At 73.5% G+C, this 16,660-nt stretch carries 15 protein-coding genes; 12 read left to right on the top strand and 3 right to left on the bottom strand.

What is annotated here, in order from left to right; genetic code table 11:
* Positions 1 to 63: 63 nt before the first annotated feature.
* Positions 64 to 513: a hypothetical protein gene (locus IE329_RS24205; RefSeq protein ID WP_190213068.1), complete on the bottom strand. Its 450-nt coding sequence runs from the start codon at positions 511 to 513 to the stop codon at positions 64 to 66.
* Positions 514 to 696: 183 nt separating this feature from the next.
* Here IE329_RS24205 and IE329_RS24200 point away from each other — a divergent pair, with 183 nt between their 5' ends.
* The 7 genes from IE329_RS24200 to hutI all read left to right on the top strand — a co-directional run bounded on the left by IE329_RS24200 (position 697) and on the right by hutI (position 8,501).
* The gene (locus tag IE329_RS24200; protein ID WP_190213067.1) at positions 697 to 1,566 is read left to right on the top strand and encodes a MurR/RpiR family transcriptional regulator; all 870 of its coding nucleotides are present in this window, start codon (positions 697 to 699) and stop codon (positions 1,564 to 1,566) included.
* Positions 1,567 to 1,839: 273 nt separating this feature from the next.
* Entirely contained in the window at positions 1,840 to 2,220 is a 381-nt protein-coding gene (locus tag IE329_RS24195; RefSeq protein WP_190213066.1) for a hypothetical protein, read from the top strand.
* 214 nt (positions 2,221 to 2,434) lie between these two features.
* A complete protein-coding gene (locus IE329_RS24190; RefSeq protein ID WP_190213065.1) occupies positions 2,435 to 2,785 on the top strand; it encodes an SHOCT domain-containing protein in 351 nt (116 codons plus the stop codon).
* Between the two features lie 187 nt (positions 2,786 to 2,972).
* On the top strand, positions 2,973 to 4,646 hold the full coding sequence (gene hutU / locus IE329_RS24185; RefSeq protein WP_190213064.1) for a urocanate hydratase: 1,674 nt from the start codon (positions 2,973 to 2,975) through the stop codon (positions 4,644 to 4,646).
* Positions 4,647 to 4,666: 20 nt separating this feature from the next.
* Positions 4,667 to 5,851, top strand: coding sequence for an allantoate amidohydrolase (locus tag IE329_RS24180; RefSeq protein WP_190213130.1), 1,185 nt, complete (start codon positions 4,667 to 4,669; stop codon positions 5,849 to 5,851).
* Positions 5,842 to 7,191, top strand: coding sequence for a formimidoylglutamate deiminase (locus IE329_RS24175; RefSeq protein ID WP_190213063.1), 1,350 nt, complete (start codon positions 5,842 to 5,844; stop codon positions 7,189 to 7,191). The genes IE329_RS24180 and IE329_RS24175 overlap by 10 nt, the downstream gene beginning before the upstream one ends.
* A 98-nt stretch (positions 7,192 to 7,289) precedes the next feature.
* Positions 7,290 to 8,501, top strand: a complete 1,212-nt coding sequence (gene hutI / locus IE329_RS24170) for an imidazolonepropionase (RefSeq protein WP_190213062.1) — start codon at positions 7,290 to 7,292, stop codon at positions 8,499 to 8,501.
* An 83-nt stretch (positions 8,502 to 8,584) separates the two neighbouring features.
* Here hutI and IE329_RS24165 read toward each other — a convergent pair whose 3' ends face one another.
* Positions 8,585 to 10,093 carry a peptide MFS transporter gene (locus IE329_RS24165; RefSeq protein ID WP_190213061.1) on the bottom strand — a complete coding sequence of 503 codons (1,509 nt, stop codon included), beginning with the start codon at positions 10,091 to 10,093 and terminating at the stop codon, positions 8,585 to 8,587.
* A gap of 332 nt (positions 10,094 to 10,425) precedes the next feature.
* Here IE329_RS24165 and IE329_RS24160 point away from each other — a divergent pair, with 332 nt between their 5' ends.
* Together IE329_RS24160 and IE329_RS24155 are read left to right on the top strand one after the other, a co-directional pair.
* A complete protein-coding gene (locus tag IE329_RS24160; protein ID WP_073924168.1) occupies positions 10,426 to 11,100 on the top strand; it encodes a response regulator transcription factor in 675 nt (224 codons plus the stop codon).
* 71 nt (positions 11,101 to 11,171) lie between these two features.
* A complete protein-coding gene (locus IE329_RS24155) occupies positions 11,172 to 12,434 on the top strand; it encodes an ATP-binding protein (protein WP_190213060.1) in 1,263 nt (420 codons plus the stop codon).
* A 136-nt stretch (positions 12,435 to 12,570) separates the two neighbouring features.
* On the opposite strand, the gene IE329_RS24150 is transcribed toward IE329_RS24155, so the two are convergent.
* Complete coding sequence (locus IE329_RS24150) at positions 12,571 to 13,161, bottom strand: GtrA family protein (RefSeq protein WP_190213059.1); 591 nt, start codon at positions 13,159 to 13,161, stop codon at positions 12,571 to 12,573.
* A 300-nt stretch (positions 13,162 to 13,461) separates the two neighbouring features.
* On the opposite strand from IE329_RS24150, the gene IE329_RS24145 reads away from it, so the two are divergent.
* From IE329_RS24145 to IE329_RS24135, 3 genes are read left to right on the top strand one after another with little or no spacing between them, the layout of a single operon-like run.
* Positions 13,462 to 14,553 (top strand): 5-(carboxyamino)imidazole ribonucleotide synthase, encoded by a 1,092-nt coding sequence (locus tag IE329_RS24145; RefSeq protein ID WP_229927717.1) that lies wholly within the window; start codon positions 13,462 to 13,464, stop codon positions 14,551 to 14,553.
* Positions 14,550 to 15,083: a 5-(carboxyamino)imidazole ribonucleotide mutase gene (gene purE, locus IE329_RS24140; protein WP_190213057.1), complete on the top strand. Its 534-nt coding sequence runs from the start codon at positions 14,550 to 14,552 to the stop codon at positions 15,081 to 15,083. Before IE329_RS24145 ends, purE begins: the two co-directional genes overlap by 4 nt.
* A gap of 23 nt (positions 15,084 to 15,106) precedes the next feature.
* Positions 15,107 to 16,411: a dipeptidase gene (locus tag IE329_RS24135; protein ID WP_190213056.1), complete on the top strand. Its 1,305-nt coding sequence runs from the start codon at positions 15,107 to 15,109 to the stop codon at positions 16,409 to 16,411.
* Positions 16,412 to 16,660: the final 249 nt, after the last annotated feature.

The raw sequence follows: 16,660 nt of genomic DNA, 5'->3' as shown, positions 1-16,660 counted from the left end.
AGCGGGTGGGCCGGCCGCGGGTGGGCCGGGGACGGGTGGGCCGGCCGCGGTACCGGCCGCCGGTCAGGCCCACTCGCTCCGGGCGGTGTCCTTGGCGCCCTGCTCCTCGCGCCGCTCGGCCTGCGCGGCGGCGAAGTTCACCCCGACGATGCCGGCCCAGCACACCAGCAGGCCCATGAATCCGGAGGTGCCGGCGGCGATGCCGGACAGCGGTACGCCCATCACCAGGGACAGCACCGGCATCCGGCCGGCGCCGCCGAACCGGCCCCGGCGCCGGCCCGGGTGCCCGTGCGGCCCGCCCCGCGCGTACGCGTCGGCAGGCGGGTACGCCCCGGCCGGCCCGTACCCGCCGAGCCGCTCGGCGACCCGCTGCTCGACCCGGGCGTCCAGCCGGGCGTCGATCCGGGCGAGGAACGAGTCGACGAGTTCGGACTCGAACTCCTTCCCGAGCTCCTTGCGGGCCTGCACGGCGGCGTCGAGGTCCTTCTTGAGTTCGTCCTGGCGAGTGTCCATACCGGTCACTCTGCGGTCGGCGGATCGTCAGGGTCCACCGGACGGGCCCGGTTTCGGGGGCGGCTCAGGGAGAAATCAGGGTCACCCCGAGGCCGCCGCCGTCCCGGCGGTCGAGACGTCTTTGCCCACGGGCCGAGACTGCTGCACAGTCGTCCGAACAGCCCGCATCCGGAGGAAAAGCCGATGACCGCCACCGACGACGCCGGCTCCGTCGGCCCCTCCGCCCGGTTGCTCCAGCTGTTCGAGGGGCACCGGCTCACGCCGACCCAGCGCCGGATCGCCCATTCGCTGGTCCGGCACGCCACCGAGGCGCCGTTCCTCTCCAGCGTCGAGGTCGCCGAACTGGCCGGGGTCAGCCAGCCCTCGGTGACCCGCTTCGCGGTCGCCCTCGGCTACGACGGCTACCCGGCGCTGCGCAAGCAGCTGCGCGAGCTGGGCGCGGGCGAGCCGGCCGCGCCGGAGAGCCCGGACGACGCCGTCCGCAACGAGCACCAGCAGGCGGTCCTCGCGGAGATCGCCCACCTGCGTCACCTCGCCGAACTCCTCGCCGACCCGGGGCCGGTCCTGCGCGCCGCCCGGATGCTGGCCGCCTCACGGCCGCTGCCGGTGCTCGGCCTGCGCGCCGCCTCGGCCCAGGCCCGCGGCTTCGCCTACTTCGCCGGCAAGGTGCATCCGGACATCCGGCTGATCGACGAGGGCGGCTCGATGCTCACCGACCGCCTGGAGCAGGCCGCCGCGGCCGGGGCCAGCGCGCTGCTCTGCTTCGCCCTGCCGCGCTACCCGCGCGAGCTGATGGACGCTCTGACCGCCGCCCGCGAATGCGGTTTGACCGTCCTCACCGTCGCCGACAGCGCCTTCGCGCCGGTCGCTAAGCTCTCCGACGTGCTGCTGCCGGCGGCGGTGGGCACCGGGCTGGTCTTCGACACCGCCTGCGCCCCGATGATGCTGGGCCGGGTGCTGCTGCAGGCCATGTGCGACGAACTCCCGGGGGCGGAGGCCCGGCTGGAGAGCATCGAGCAGTCCGCGACGGCCCGGGGGCTCTTCCTGGAGTGAGTGCCCGGAGCCGGCGGGCGGGCGGATCCGCAGCCCGTGGCGCACGGGAAAGGCGTGGACGGTGGGGCCGGAGTGACCGTCACCGGGGCCGCCCGGCGCGGGCGTACGGGCCGGCACCGGCCGCGCCGGGCACAGTTCGGTGTAGACCGGCCCCGGACCTGCCCCGCCGGGAGTGAGTCCACCCAAACCCGGGCATCCCCTCCACAGGCCCTGTTGACGGGGCCACCAGAACGGCGGGGGCCTCCCTCGCCGATGGCTGGGGGAGTGCACGACATGCGTGTGATCCACGAGATGAAGCTGGTCGGCCGGCTCGGTACGGGCGCCGACGAGTGGACCTGCCCCACCTGCGGCCGACGGGTCTCCCTGCGCCGGCTGCCCGAGCCCGAACTCATCGTCCTCGACCCCGGTGACGAGAGCGCCGTCCATGTCGGCGTGATCGAACCCGACGCCGCCTCGGCCGCCGCCGCCGAACGCTACGGCCTGGGCCCGATCCAGGAGATCCCGCGCTCGCCCCGGACCCCGGACCCGGCCGTCCCGGCCTCCCCGGCGGCGTCGGCCCGCCAGGACCAGCCGCCCCGCCCCGCCCCGCACGCCGACGACCGCCGCTGGCTCGCGGAGATCGGCATCGACTGGGACGGCGAGACGGCGGCGTAGCACCGCCCGCCGGCCGGGTGCCCCCGGCCGCCCCGCCCCGCGCGGGCGGCCGCCGGGCCCCGGCCGTTCCTGCGCGCGGCGCCCCGGCCGCCCGTGCGCGGCGCCCCGGCAGCTCTCCCGTGCAGCACGGCGCTTATGCGCAGCACAGCGCCGCGGGCGCACACTGGACCGTGCGGATATCCACCTGACCCACGGTCTGTGACGGGTGAGCAGGATGAGGCACTACTGGCATGACGGGCACGACACGGCGTGGACGTGGATCGTGCCCGGGATCTTCACGCTGCTGTTCGGGCTGGTGCTGATCGGCGTCCTGGTGCTGCTGTGGCGGGCGATCGCGCACCGCACCCCCGGCCCGGTCGCCGCGCCGCCGCACTGGCAGGGCGCCGCCGCGCCGCCCACGCCCGAGCAGGTGCTCGCGGGCCGGCTGGCATCCGGCGAGATCGACGTCGACGAGTACCGGCTCAGGGTGGCCGCCCTGCGGGGCGGGGCCGCGCCGCCCGCACCCCCGCCGCCACCTCCGTCCGCGCCGCCGCCACCACCTCCGTCCGCGGGACCGCCGGGCTGACGCGCCCGGACCGTCCGCGGGCCCGGTCCGGCGGCGCCCCGGGCCCGGGTCCGTCCGCGGCCTGAACGGGGCTCTTCACCCCAGGCCCGCGTGCATGTCCGGCCGCATGTCTGGCCGCCGCCCGGATGTTTGGATATATTCAGTCTTATCAACCCTGAATGAATCCATCCGCAAGGAGGCCGGCAGCATGGTGCAGCAGCAGACGGGCAGTGGTCCGCGCGAGGTGCGTGCCGCACGCGGGACGGGCCTGACCACCCGGGGGTGGCAGCAGGAGGGCGCCCTGCGGATGCTCATGAACAACCTCGACCCCGAGGTGGCCGAGCACCCGTCCAAGCTGGTCGTCTACGGCGGCACCGGCAAGGCCGCCCGTGACTGGCGCTCGTACGACGCCATGGTCCGCACGCTGCAGACCCTGAAGCAGGACGAGACCATGCTGGTCCAGTCCGGCCGCCCGGTCGGCGTGATGCAAACCCACGAGTGGGCGCCCCGCGTGCTGATCGCCAACTCCAACCTGGTCGGCGACTGGGCCAACTGGGAGGAGTTCCGCCGGCTGGAGAGCCTCGGGCTCACCATGTACGGGCAGATGACGGCCGGCTCCTGGATCTACATCGGCACCCAGGGCATCCTCCAGGGCACCTACGAGACCTTCGCCGCCGTCGCCAACAAGAAGTTCGACGGGACGCTGGCCGGCACCATCACCCTCACCGCCGGCCTCGGCGGCATGGGCGGCGCCCAGCCGCTGGCCGTCACCATGAACGGCGGCGTGGCGATCTGCATCGACTGCGACCCGTCCCGGATCTCGCGTCGGATCGAGCACCGCTACCTGGACGTCGAGGCGACCAGCCTCGCCCACGCGCTGGAGCTCGCCACCGACGCCCGCGACAAGCGGCAGCCGCTCTCGATCGGCCTGCTCGGCAACGCCGCGGACGTCTTCCCGCAGCTGCTCGCGATGGACGCGCCGATCGACATCGTCACCGACCAGACCAGCGCCCACGACCCGCTGAGCTACCTGCCGACCGGTGTCGCCTTCGAGGACATGGCGGACTACGCGGCCGCCAAGCCCGCCGAGTTCACCACCCGCTCGCGCGAGTCGATGGCCCGCCACGTCGAGGCGATGGTCGGCTTCATGGACGCCGGCGCCGAGGTCTTCGACTACGGCAACTCGATCCGCGGCGAGGCCCAGCTGGCCGGCTACGACCGGGCGTTCGCCTTCCCCGGGTTCGTCCCCGCGTACATCCGGCCGCTGTTCTGCGAGGGCAAGGGCCCGTTCCGCTGGGCGGCGCTCTCCGGTGACCCGCAGGACATCGCCAAGACCGACAAGGCCGTGCTCGACCTCTTCCCCGAGAACGAGTCGCTGCACCGCTGGATCAAGATGGCCCAGGAGAAGGTGCACTTCCAGGGCCTGCCGGCGCGGATCTGCTGGCTCGGCTACGGCGAGCGCGACAAGGCCGGCGAGCGGTTCAACGACATGGTGGCGTCCGGCGAGCTCGCCGCGCCGATCGTGATCGGCCGCGACCACCTGGACTGCGGCTCGGTCGCCTCCCCGTACCGCGAGACCGAGGCGATGCTGGACGGCTCGGACGCGATCGCCGACTGGCCGCTGCTCAACGCCATGGTCAACGTGGCCTCCGGCGCGTCCTGGGTCTCCATCCACCACGGCGGCGGGGTCGGCATCGGCCGCTCCATCCACGCGGGCCAGGTCACCGTCGCCGACGGCACCGCGCTGGCCGGGGAGAAGATCCGCCGGGTGCTCACCAACGACCCGGGCATGGGCGTCATCCGGCACGTCGACGCCGGCTACGACCGGGCCGACGAGGTCGCCGACGAGCGCGGGGTCCGCGTCCCCATGAACGAGCTGTGAGCGAGGACTCCTTCCGCCGGATGTGGGCGGAGCTGCTCCCCGTGGGCCGCTCCGCCGCCTCCGGCGGGTACCGACGGCACGCCTGGGACGGCGCCGACGCCGAGTGCCGGGCGTGGTTCCGCGAGCAGGCCGAGAGCCGCGGCCTGGCCTACGAACTGGACCGCAACGGCAACCAGTGGGCCTGGCTCGGCGACCCGGAGGCCGGCGACGCGGTGGTCACCGGCTCGCACCTGGACTCGGTGCCGGACGGCGGCGCCTACGACGGCCCGCTCGGCGTGGTCTCCTCCTTCGCCGCGCTGGACGAGCTGCGCTCGCGCGGGGCGGAGTTCCGGCGGCCGCTGGCCGTCGTCAACTTCGGCGACGAGGAGGGCGCGCGGTTCGGCGTCGCCTGCATCGGCTCGCGGCTGAGCGCCGGCGTGCTCTCCAAGGAGCAGGCCTTCGAGCTGCGCGACGCCCGGGGCACCCGGCTGCCGGACGCGATGGAGAAGGCCGGTTACGACCCCGCCGCGATCGGCGCGGACACCGACCGGCTGGGCCGGGTCGGCGCGTTCGTCGAACTGCACGTCGAGCAGGGCCGCTACCTGACCGAGGACCAGCCGGTCGGCGTGGCGGGCGCGATCTGGCCACACGGCCGCTGGCGGTTCGACTTCCACGGCGAGGCCAACCACGCCGGCACCACCCGGATCGAGGACCGCCGCGACCCGATGCTCAGCTATGCGAGCACGGTGCTCGCCGCGCGCGAGCGGGCCCGCTCGGCGGGCGCGCTGGCGACCTTCGGCAAGGTCGCGGTCGAGCCGAACGGCACCAACGCGATCGCCTCCCTGGTCCGGGGCTGGCTGGACTCCCGGGCAGCCGACGAGGCGACCCTGCAGCGGGTGGTCGAGGAGATCAGGGCGGCGGCCGTCGAGCACGGCGGGCGGGACGGCGTCCGGGTCGAGCTGACCCGGGAGTCGTTCACCCCGGTCGTCGAGTTCGACCAGGTGCTGCGTGACCGCCTGGCCCGCACCCTCGGCGGGGTGCCGGTGCTGCCGACCGGCGCGGGACACGACGCCGGAATCCTGGCATCGGCCGTGCCGACCGCCATGCTGTTCGTACGTAACCCCACCGGCGTCTCGCACTCCCCGGCCGAGCACGCCGAGGAGGCCGACTGCCTCGCCGGGGTGGCCGCGCTGGCACACGTACTGGAGGACCTGGCGTGTCGGTAACCTTCTGGGCGCAGTACGCCTGGCTCCCGCACGTCAACGGCCCGGTGGTCGAGCGGGACGTGCTGATCAGCACCGTCGACGGCGGCCGGATCGCCAAGGTTACCCCGGACAGCGGGCCCTGCCCGTCCGGCGCCGTCCGGCTGGAGGGGCTGCTGGTGCCCGGCCAGGCGAACGCGCACTCGCACGCCTTCCACCGGGCGCTGCGCGGCACCGTGCAGGTCGGCTCCGGCACCTTCTGGACCTGGCGCGACACCATGTACAAGTTCGCCTGCGCGCTCGACCCCGACAGCTACCTGGCGCTCGCCACCGCCGTCTACGCCGAGATGGCGCTGGCCGGGATCACCGCGGTGGGGGAGTTCCACTACCTCCACCACGCGCCGGGCGGCGGCCGCTACGACGACCCCAACGCGATGGGCGAGGCGCTGATCGAGGCGGCCGCCCGGGCCGGCATCCGGATCACCCTGCTGGACACCTGCTACCTCTCCTCCGGCTTCGGCACCGAGCCGACCAAGCCGCAGCTGCGGTTCAGCGACGGTGACGCCGACGCCTGGGCCGTCCGCGCGGACGGCCTGAAGCCGCGCGAGCACGCCCGGATCGGCGCGGCCGTGCACTCGGTGCGGGCGGTGCCGGCCGACCAGCTGGGCACCATCGCGCACTGGGCGTCGATGCGCAGGGCGCCGCTGCACGTCCACCTCTCCGAGCAGACCGCCGAGAACGACGCCTGCCTCACCGCGCACGGCGTCACCCCGACCCGGCTGCTGGCCGACCACGGCGTGCTCGGCCCGCGCACCTCCGCGGTGCACGCGACCCACCTGACGGACGAGGACATCCGGCTGCTGGCGGACTCCTCCACCACCATCTGCATGTGCCCGACCACCGAACGGGACCTCGCGGACGGCATCGGCCCGGCCCGCCGGCTCGCCTCGGCCGGCTGCCCGGTCAGCCTGGGCAGCGACAGCCACGCGGTGATCGACCCGTTCGAGGAGGCCCGCGCGCTGGAGCTGAACGAGCGGCTGCGCACCCGGACCAGGGGCCACTGGACGGCCAACGCGCTGCTCCGGGCCGGCAGCGAGGACGGCCACGCCTCGCTCGGCTGGCCGGAGGCCGGCCGGATCGAGGCGGGCGCCCTCGCCGACTTCACCGTCCTCGCGCTCGACTCGGTCCGCACGGCGGGCCCGCCGGCCCGGCTCGGCGCCGAGACCGCCGTCTTCGCCGCGTCGGCCGCCGACGTCCGGCACGTGGTGGTCGGCGGGCGGCAGGTCGTCCGGGACGGCGTGCACCAGCTGGTGCCGGACGTCCCGGCGGCGCTGCGCGACTCGATCGCCGCGCTGAGCTCCTGAAGACACCCGGGGGCGGGCACGGGGGCTGATCCCGCCGTCCGCCCCCGGGGCCACCACCTTGCGCCCGCCCCCGGGGCCATCACCTTGAAAGGGCTCCTGTGAGCACGCACAGCACCACGGCCGCGCCGGGCTCCCCGGCGGCGCCGAGCACCCTGATCACCGGCATCGGCAGCCTGGTCACCAACGACACCGCGCACGGGACGGGCCCGCTCGGGCTGCTCACCGACGCGGCCGTGGTGATCGACGCGGGCACCGTCGTCTGGGTCGGCCCGGCCGGTGCGGCGCCGGCCGCCGACGAGCGGTTCGACGCGGGCGGCCGCGCCCTGCTGCCCGGCTTCGTCGACTCGCACGCGCACCTGGTCTTCGCGGGTGACCGGACCGCCGAGTTCAACGCCCGGATGTCCGGGCAGGCCTACTCGGCGGGCGGCATCCGCACCACCGTGGCCGCGACCCGCGCGGCCACCGACGCCGAGCTGGACGCCAACCTGGCCCGCTTCGTCCGCGAGGCGCTGCACCAGGGCACCACCACGGTCGAGTGCAAGTCCGGCTACGGCCTGACCGTGAAGGACGAGGCCCGGGCGCTGCGGATCGCGGCCGGGCACACCCCGGAGACCACCTACCTCGGTGCGCACGTGGTCGCGCCGGAGTTCGCGGACGACCCGGCCGGCTACGTGGACCTGGTCACCGGCGAGATGCTGGACGCCTGCGCCCCGTTCGCCCGCTGGGTGGACGTGTTCTGCGAGAACGGCGCCTTCGACGGGGACCAGGCCCGGGCGGTCCTGACGGCCGGCGTGGCGCGCGGCCTGACCCCCCGGGTGCACGCCAACCAGCTGTCGTACGGCCCGGGCGTGCAGCTCGCGGTGGAGCTGGGGGCGGCCTCCGCCGACCACTGCACCCACCTGACGGACGAGGACGTGGCCGCGCTGGCCGGCTCGGCGACGGTGGCCACGCTGCTGCCCGGCGCGGAGTTCTCCACCCGCGCCGCCTACCCGGACGCCCGCCGGCTGCTGGCCGCGGGCGCCACCGTCGCGCTCTCCACGGACTGCAACCCGGGCTCCAGCTTCACCAGCTCGATGGCCTTCTGCATCGCCGTCGCGGTCCGTGAGATGGGGATGACCCCGGACGAGGCCGTGCACGCGGCGACGGCCGGCGGCGCCCGGGCGCTGCGCCGGCCGGACGTCGGCCTGATCGCCCCCGGCGCCCGGGCCGACCTGCTGCTGCTGGACGCGCCCTCGCACGTCCACCTGGCCTACCGGCCGGGGGTGCCGCTGACCGCCGCCGTCTGGCGGGCCGGGGTGCGCGAGCTCTGACCCGCGGCGGGGCCGCGGTACGCGTGAGGGCCGGTACGGACGGATCCGTACCGGCCCTCACGCGTGTGCGGGTGCGCCTGGCGTCAGTGCACGTCGCCCATCATCCGGACCACGTTCTTGCGGTACATCGTGAGCGCGATGCCGGCGATCACCGCGAGCACGCCCTGCGAGGCGAAGTACCAGGTGGAGCCGGTCGCGTCGCCGACCAGCAGCTGCATGATGGCGGCCACGCAGTCGCCCGCCGTGACGGCGAGGAACCACAGGCCCATCATCTGGCTGCCGTACTTGGCGGGGGCCAGCTTGGTGGTGACGGACAGGCCGACGGGGGAGAGCGTCAGCTCGCCGACGGTCTGGATCAGGTAGACCATCGCCAGCCAGAGCGGCGAGACCTTGGCGCCGCCGGCGGCCGCGCCCATCGCCAGCATCATGACCAGGAAGGACGCGCCGATGAGCAGCAGGCCGAAGGCGAACTTCATGGTGGTGCTGGGGTTCTTCCCGCGGCGCGAGAGCCAGACCCAGAGCCAGGCGAAGACCGGGGCCAGCGCCATGATGTAGAGCGGGTTGAGCGACTGGAACCAGCTGGACGGGAAGTCGAAGCCGAACAGCGTGGAGGCGGTCGAGTCGGTCGCGAAGATGTTGAGCGTCGAGCCGGACTGGTCGTAGATCATCCAGAACACGGCGGCGGCCACGAAGAACCAGATGAAGCCCTTCATCTTGGACTGCTCGGCCTCGTCCAGGTCCTTGTCCCGCTTGATCCGGGCGAAGTAGAGCACCGGGACGGCGATGCCGGCGATGGACAGCGGCCAGATCACCCAGTCGACCGACATCCGGCCGGACAGCGTGACGACGCCGAAGAACACCACGGCCAGGGCCGCCCAGACCGCGGCCTTGCGGAACACGGCGGTCTTCTCGGCGGGCGTGATCGGCGAGGCCACCACGTCGCTGCGGGCGCTCAGGTGCCGGGTGCCCATCAGGTACTGGACGAGGCCCAGCGCCATGCCGACGCCGGCCAGCGCGAAGCCGAAGTGCCAGCCGATGTTCTGGCCGACGGTGCCGATCACCAGCGGGGCCAGGAAGGCGCCGAGGTTGATGCCCATGTAGAAGATGGTGAATCCGCCGTCACGGCGGGGGTCGTTCGGGCCGTCGTACAGGTGGCCGACCATCGTCGAGATGTTGGCCTTGAGCAGGCCGGAGCCGACGGCGATGAGGGCCAGGCCGGCGAAGAAGGAGGCGGTGGACGGCACGGCCAGCAGGAAGTGGCCGGTCATGATGATGCCGCCGCCGACGGCGACCGTCTTCCGGGCGCCCCAGAAGCGGTCGGCGAGCCAGCCGCCGGGCAGGGCGAGCAGGTAGAGCATCGCGTTGTAGACGCTGTAGATCGCGGCGCCGACGGCGGCGGTGTACCCGAGCCCGCCCTCGGAGGTGCCCGCGACCAGGTAGAGCACCAGCAGGGCGCGCATTCCGTAGAAGCTGAAGCGTTCCCACATCTCGGTCATGAAGAGGGTGGCAAGGCCCCGGGGGTGCCCGAGGAAGGTCTTGCCGCCGGGGGACGTCGGGCGCTGTACGCCGACGTCCAGGGTCGATGACGCCATGAGTAGAGGTTCCTTGCTGCGGGGGACCCGTCCGCCGAGGGTGGTGGACTGGACGGGGACCAAACCACTGTACGTGGCCGTTTTTGGGCACATCGGCTGACAAATCGCGGCGAAAAGGTATGGCGGAGGTAAAGCCTGAGGCTTGCCTTACTCGTCCATCCATGGCTAATGCGGATAGTTTCCTTGGAAATCAAGATCGAATCGCAGAATATTCGACGAAGCGTCGGTGGTGACGATCGTGGTCGAACGGGCGTCGCCCTCGCCGGATGATCACTCTCTGTGAATCACCTCACAGGGTCAACGCGGAGTGCCGGGCGGACTACGATCGCCCCATGACCTGTGTGCTTCTCGCCGAGGACGATCCGGCGATCTCCGAACCGCTGGCCCGGGCCCTGCGACGCGAGGGCTACGAGGTGCTCGTCCGCGAGGACGGCCCCGCCGCGCTGGCCGCCGGCCTCACCGAGGAGGTCGATCTCGTCGTCCTGGACCTGGGCCTGCCCGAGATGGACGGCCTGGAGGTCTGCCGCCGGCTGCGCGCCGACGGCAAGAGCTGCCCCGTGCTGGTGCTCACCGCCCGCGCCGACGAGGTGGACACCGTGGTCGGCCTGGACGCCGGCGCCGACGACTACGTCACCAAGCCGTTCCGGCTCGCCGAGCTGCTGGCCCGCGTCCGGGCCCTGCTGCGCCGCGGCAACGTCGACCAGCTGACCACCGGCGCGCACGGCGTGAAGATCGACATCGAGTCGCACCGGGCCTGGCTCGGCGAGGAGGAGCTGACCCTCTCCGCCAAGGAGTTCGAGCTGCTGCGGGTGCTGGTCCGGGACGCCGGCCGGGTGGTCACCCGCGAGGAGATCATGCGCCAGGTCTGGGACACCACCTGGTGGACCTCCACCAAGACCCTCGACATGCACATCTCCTGGCTGCGCAAGAAGCTGGGCGACGACGCGGCCAACCCGCGCTACATCGCGACCGTCCGCGGCGTGGGCTTCCGGTTCGAGAAGAACTGACCGCCCGCAGGACCTGAACGACCGAGTACGAGCCCGGGCCGGCCGGCCCGGACCACCCCAGGAGCAGCAGCGTGAAACGCCGGATGATCAACTCGCTGCTGGGCGTGGTCCTGGTGGTGGTCGTGGTGTTCTGCGTCCCGCTCGCCCTGGTCGAGAAGCGCACCATCGTCAACTCCGCCCAGGACCGGGTGGAGGCGACCGCGGCCCGGGTGCTGGCCCTGGTCGAGGACCGGCTCGCGGCGGGGGAGCCGGTCTCCGGCGACAAGTTCGCCAACCAGGTCACCGACGGCAGCTACGTCGAGGTGGACATCCCGGGCCAGGCGGTGGTCTCCACCGGCACCCGCCCCGCCGGGGACCACGTCCTCAAGGCCGTCGACCAGGGGGCCAGCGGCGAGACGGTGATCGTCGAGCAGTCCCGCGCGGACGTCGACCACGAGATCGCCAACATGCTGCTGCTGCTCGGCGTGGTCGCCCTGCTGGCCGTCCAGGCGGCCGTCGCCCTCGCGGTCTGGCAGGCCAAGCGGCTGGCCCGGCCGCTCACCGACCTCGCCGAGACCGCCGAGCGGCTCGGCTCGGGCGACCCCCGCCCGCGCGACCGCCGCTACGGCGTGCCCGAGCTGGACCGGGTGGCCGAGGTGCTCGACCTCAGCGCCGAGCGGATCGCCCGGATGCTCACCGCGGAACGCCGCCTCGCCGCCGACGCCTCCCACCAGCTGCGCACCCCGCTCACCGCGCTCTCGATGCGGCTGGAGGAGATCACCGCCGTCGCGGAGGACCCGGAGACCGTCAAGGAGGAGGCGACCATCGCCCTCCAGCAGGTCGAGCGGCTCACCGACGTCGTGCAGCGGCTGCTGACCAACCAGCGCGACCCGCGCAGCCCGGCCGCCGTCTCCTTCGACCTGGACGAGGTGATCAAGCAGCAGGTCGAGGAGTGGGCGCCCTCGCTGCGCGGCACCGGCCGGCTGCTGGAGGTGGACGGCCTGCGCGGGGTGGCGGCGGTCGGCACACCGGGCACGGTCGCCCAGGTGCTCGCCACGCTGATCGAGAACTCGCTGATGCACGGCGCGGGCATGATCACCCTGCGGGTCCGGCCGTCCGGCACCACGATCGTGGTGGAGGTCCAGGACGAGGGGCCCGGCGTCCCGCCGGAGCTCGGCAACCGGGTCTTCGAGCGCGCGGTCAGCGGCCGCAACTCCACCGGCATCGGCCTGGCCGTGGCCCGGGACCTGGCGGAGGCGGATGGCGGCCGGCTGGAGCTGCTCTCGCTGCGGCCGCCGGTGTTCGCGCTCTTCCTCGGGCGGAGCCACAAGGACGACGACCAGCGGGCCGGCTAGGACCCGGCCCCCCGGGCGCCGGGCCGGCCGGGCCTGAACGAGGATCAGCCGGGCCCGAACGAGGATCAGCCGGGTACAGGAACGGCCCGGCTCGCTGCTCGCGAACCGGGCCGCCGGTGCTCCGGGTGCCGGACCCTCAGCGCGCCGCGACCCGCTCGGCGGGCGCGGGTGCGGGGACGTGACCGCCCGCCGCGGGCGGCCCGGCGTGGGCGGCCCGGCCGGCCTGGCCCTCGGTGCCGAGCTGTGGGCGCGGCAGCGCCGCCTCCTCGGGCTTCGCCACCTCGGGGATCGCCTTGAAGACCCAGGTGCGGTACGAGAAGAAGCGGAACAGCGTGCCGAGGCCCGTGCCGACGGCCTTGGAGACGTTGTAGGCGAGCGTGCCGTGCAGGCCCAGGGTGTAGGTGGAGAACCAGACCGTGCCGTTCTCGATCAGCATGCCGATGCCGCTGAAGATGAGGAACAGGGTGATCTCGCGGCGGCGCGAGGCCGCGTCGCTGTCGCGGTAGACCCAGTAGCGGTAGCCGAGGTAGTTGGCCGCGATGGCGACCGCCGTTCCGATCACCGAGCAGCGCACCGGTGCCCAGCCGGTGAGGTGCAGGACGGCGTTGGAGACGCCGAAGTTCACGACGACGCCGATCAGGCCGACGATGCCGAACTTGACCACTTCACCGGAGATGCCGCTGAGCCGCTCGGTGAGGGAAGGTCGCGAAGGGGCGGTCGTCGTCATACCCGGCTGTCTCCTGTGCCTGCGGACGAGAGATACCTGCGCGGGCGCGCAGCACTCCGTGAACCCACCGCACACATGATCCGATCAGCGTGCTCCGGGACCCAGCGATCCAGGCTACTCGCTTCAGCCAGGTGGCTCAGCAGGGCCTCGGCCGGGGAACGCCCGCCAGGCCGGCCGTGAGGGCCCGCGGGCGGCCTGTCCATCGGCCCCCACCGGCCCGGATATCCTTGCAAGGTGACTTTCCCGGGCAAGGCGAATTTTCCAGTGGTGGGCGTGATCGGCGGCGGGCAGCTGGCCCGCATGATGCACCAGGCGGGCATCCCGCTCGGTGTGCGCTTCAAGCTTCTCGCCGACACCCCGCAGGACTCGGCCGCGCAGGTGGTCTCCGACGTCGTCCTCGGTGACTACCGCGACCTCGACACCCTGCGCCGCTTCGCGGCCGGCTGCGACGTGATCACCTTCGACCACGAGCACGTCCCGACCGAGCACCTGCGGGCGCTGCAGGCGGACGGCATCGCGGTGCGGCCCGGCCCCGAGGCGCTGGTGAACGCCCAGGACAAGGGCGTCATGCGGGCCAAGCTCGACTCCATCGGCGTGCCCTGCCCCCGCCACCGCCTGGTCGCCGACCCGGCCGACGTGACCGCCTTCGCGAACGAGGGCGACGGCTACCCCGTCGTGCTGAAGACCGTCCGGGGCGGCTACGACGGCAAGGGCGTCTGGGTCGTCGACGACGAGGAGCAGGCGCACGCGCCGTTCCTGGCCGGCGTCCCGGTGCTGGCCGAGGAGAAGGTCGACTTCCTGCGCGAGCTGGCCGCGAGCGTGGTCCGCTCGCCCAGCGGCCAGGCCGTCGCCTACCCGGTGGTGGAGAGCGTCCAGGAGAACGGCGTCTGCGCCGAGGTCACCGCGCCCGCGCCGGACCTCGACCCGGCGATGGCCGCCGAGGCCCAGGCGCTGGCCCTGCGGATCGCCGGCGACCTGGACATCACCGGTCACCTCGCGGTGGAGCTGTTCCAGACCCGCGACGGCCGGATCCTGGTCAACGAGCTGGCGATGCGTCCGCACAACTCCGGCCACTGGACCCAGGACGGCTCGGTCACCTCGCAGTTCGAGAACCACCTGCGCGCGGTGCTCGACCTGCCGCTCGGCGATCCCCGCCCGCGCGCCCGGTGGACCGTCATGGTGAACGTCCTCGGCGGCGACTACCCGGACATGTACCACGCCTTCCTGCACTGCATGGCCCGTGACCCCGGGCTGCGGATCCACATGTACGGGAAGGACGTGAAGCCCGGCCGCAAGGTCGGCCACGTCAACGTCTTCGGGGAGGACCTCGACGACGTCCGCGAGCGCGCCCGCCACGCGGCCGCCTACCTGCGAGGAACGATCACCGAATGAGCAACCCCACTGCTCCCGTCGTCGGCATCGTCATGGGCTCGGACTCGGACTGGCCCGTGATGGAGGCCGCCGCCCAGGCGCTCGACGAGTTCGAGATCCCGTACGAGGTGGACGTCGTCTCCGCGCACCGGATGCCGCGCGAGATGGTCGCCTACGGGGAGAACGCGCACACCCGCGGCCTGAAGGCGATCATCGCGGGCGCCGGCGGCGCCGCCCACCTGCCGGGCATGCTCGCCTCGGTCACCCCGCTGCCGGTGATCGGCGTCCCCGTGCCGCTGCGCTACCTGGACGGCATGGACAGCCTGCTGTCGATCGTGCAGATGCCCGCCGGCGTGCCGGTGGCGACCGTCTCGGTCGCGGGCGCCCGCAACGCCGGCCTGCTGGCCGTCCGCATCCTGGCCGCGTTCGACCCCGAGCTGACCGAGCGGATGACCGACTTCCAGGCCGAGCTGAACAGCCAGGCCACCGAGAAGGGCAAGAAGCTGCGCGCCAAGGTGGCGGGCTCCACCGCCTTCGGTTTCGGGAAGTAGCTCTTCGGGATACAAGAGGTCATATGACTTCTGAGCAGATCCCTGGGCAGGCCGACGGGCAGAACGACGGACCGGCGCCGGCCGGCGGCCGGGCTTCGACGCCCGGGACCGCCCCGGCCGGCGGGCCCGGCCCGGAGCTGGTCGAGCGGGCCAGGGCGCTGCTCCGCGAGGCCCCGGTGGTGGACGGTCACAACGACCTCCCCTGGGCGATGCGGGCCCAGGCCGGGTACGACCTGGACGCCATCGACCTGGCCGCCGACCAGCGCGTACGGCTGCACACCGACCTCGCCCGCCTCGCCGCGGGCGGGGTCGGCGCCCAGTTCTGGTCCGTCTACGTCCGCTCCGACCTGGCCGGCGACCACGCGGTCAGCGCCACCCTGGAGCAGATCGACTTCGTCCGGGCGCTCACCGACCGCTACCCGGACCGGCTGCGGCTCGCCCTGACCGCCGACGACATGGAGACCGCCCGCGCCGAGGGCCGGATCGCCTCGCTGATGGGCGCCGAGGGCGGCCACAGCATCGACTGCTCGCTGGCCACCCTGCGCGCCCTGCACCAACTGGGCGTGCGCTACCTGACGCTCACCCACAACGACAACCTGCCGTGGGCCGACTCCGCCACCGACAAGCCGGTGGCCGGCGGACTCACCCGCTTCGGCGAGGAGGTCGTCCGCGAGATGAACCGCCTCGGCATGCTGGTCGACCTCTCGCACGTCTCCGCCGGCACCATGCGGGACGCCCTGCGGGTGAGCGAGGCGCCGGTGATCTTCTCGCACTCCTCCGCCCGCGCGGTCTGCGACCACCCGCGCAACGTCCCCGACGACGTGCTCGCCCAGCTGCCCGGCAACGGCGGTCTGGCGATGGCCACCTTCGTCCCCAAGTTCATCCTGCCCGCGGCCATCGAGTGGACGCTCGCCGCCGACGACAACATGCGCGCGCACGGCTTCCACCCGCTGGAGACCACCCCGGCCGCGATGGACCAGCAGCGCGCCTTCGAGGCGGCCAGCCCCCGCCCGGTCGCCACCCCCGCGACCGTCGCCGACCACCTGGACCACATGCGCGAGGTGGCCGGGATCGACCACATCGGCATCGGCGGCGACTTCGACGGCACCGCGTTCGTCCCGGCCGGCCTGGACGACGTGGCCGGCTACCCCAACCTGATCGCCGAACTCCTCCACCGGGGCTGGTCGGCGGCCGACCTCGCCAAGCTCACCTGGCACAACGCCGTCCGCGTCCTGCGCGACGCCGAGGAGGTCGCTCGCGGTCTGCAGCGCACCCGCCGCCCGTCCATCGCCACCATCGAGCAGCTCGACGGGGGCCCGACGGTCTGAGAGCGGGGCGGCCGGGCCGTACCGCCGTTGCGACTCCGCCCGAGCCGCTGCCCCGGAGCACGTCCCGTCTCCGGACAGCCGTCCGCCCCGGGCCGGCGCGGGCCGACGTGGTGTCGGGTGCGCCGTCCTGGGGCGGTGTGCGGTGCGGTGCGGTGCGGGGGAGCGGGAGAGGCCCGCGTCGTCACCGTGGTTACTTGGGGTCGCGGTTGAAGGTGGTGGTGGACCAGCGGTAGCCGAGGGCGGTGAGGG

Source organism: Kitasatospora indigofera (genome assembly GCF_014655955.1).
Lineage (GTDB): Bacteria > Actinomycetota > Actinomycetes > Streptomycetales > Streptomycetaceae > Kitasatospora > Kitasatospora indigofera.
This window is presented reverse-complemented; position numbering and strand designations above follow the sequence as displayed.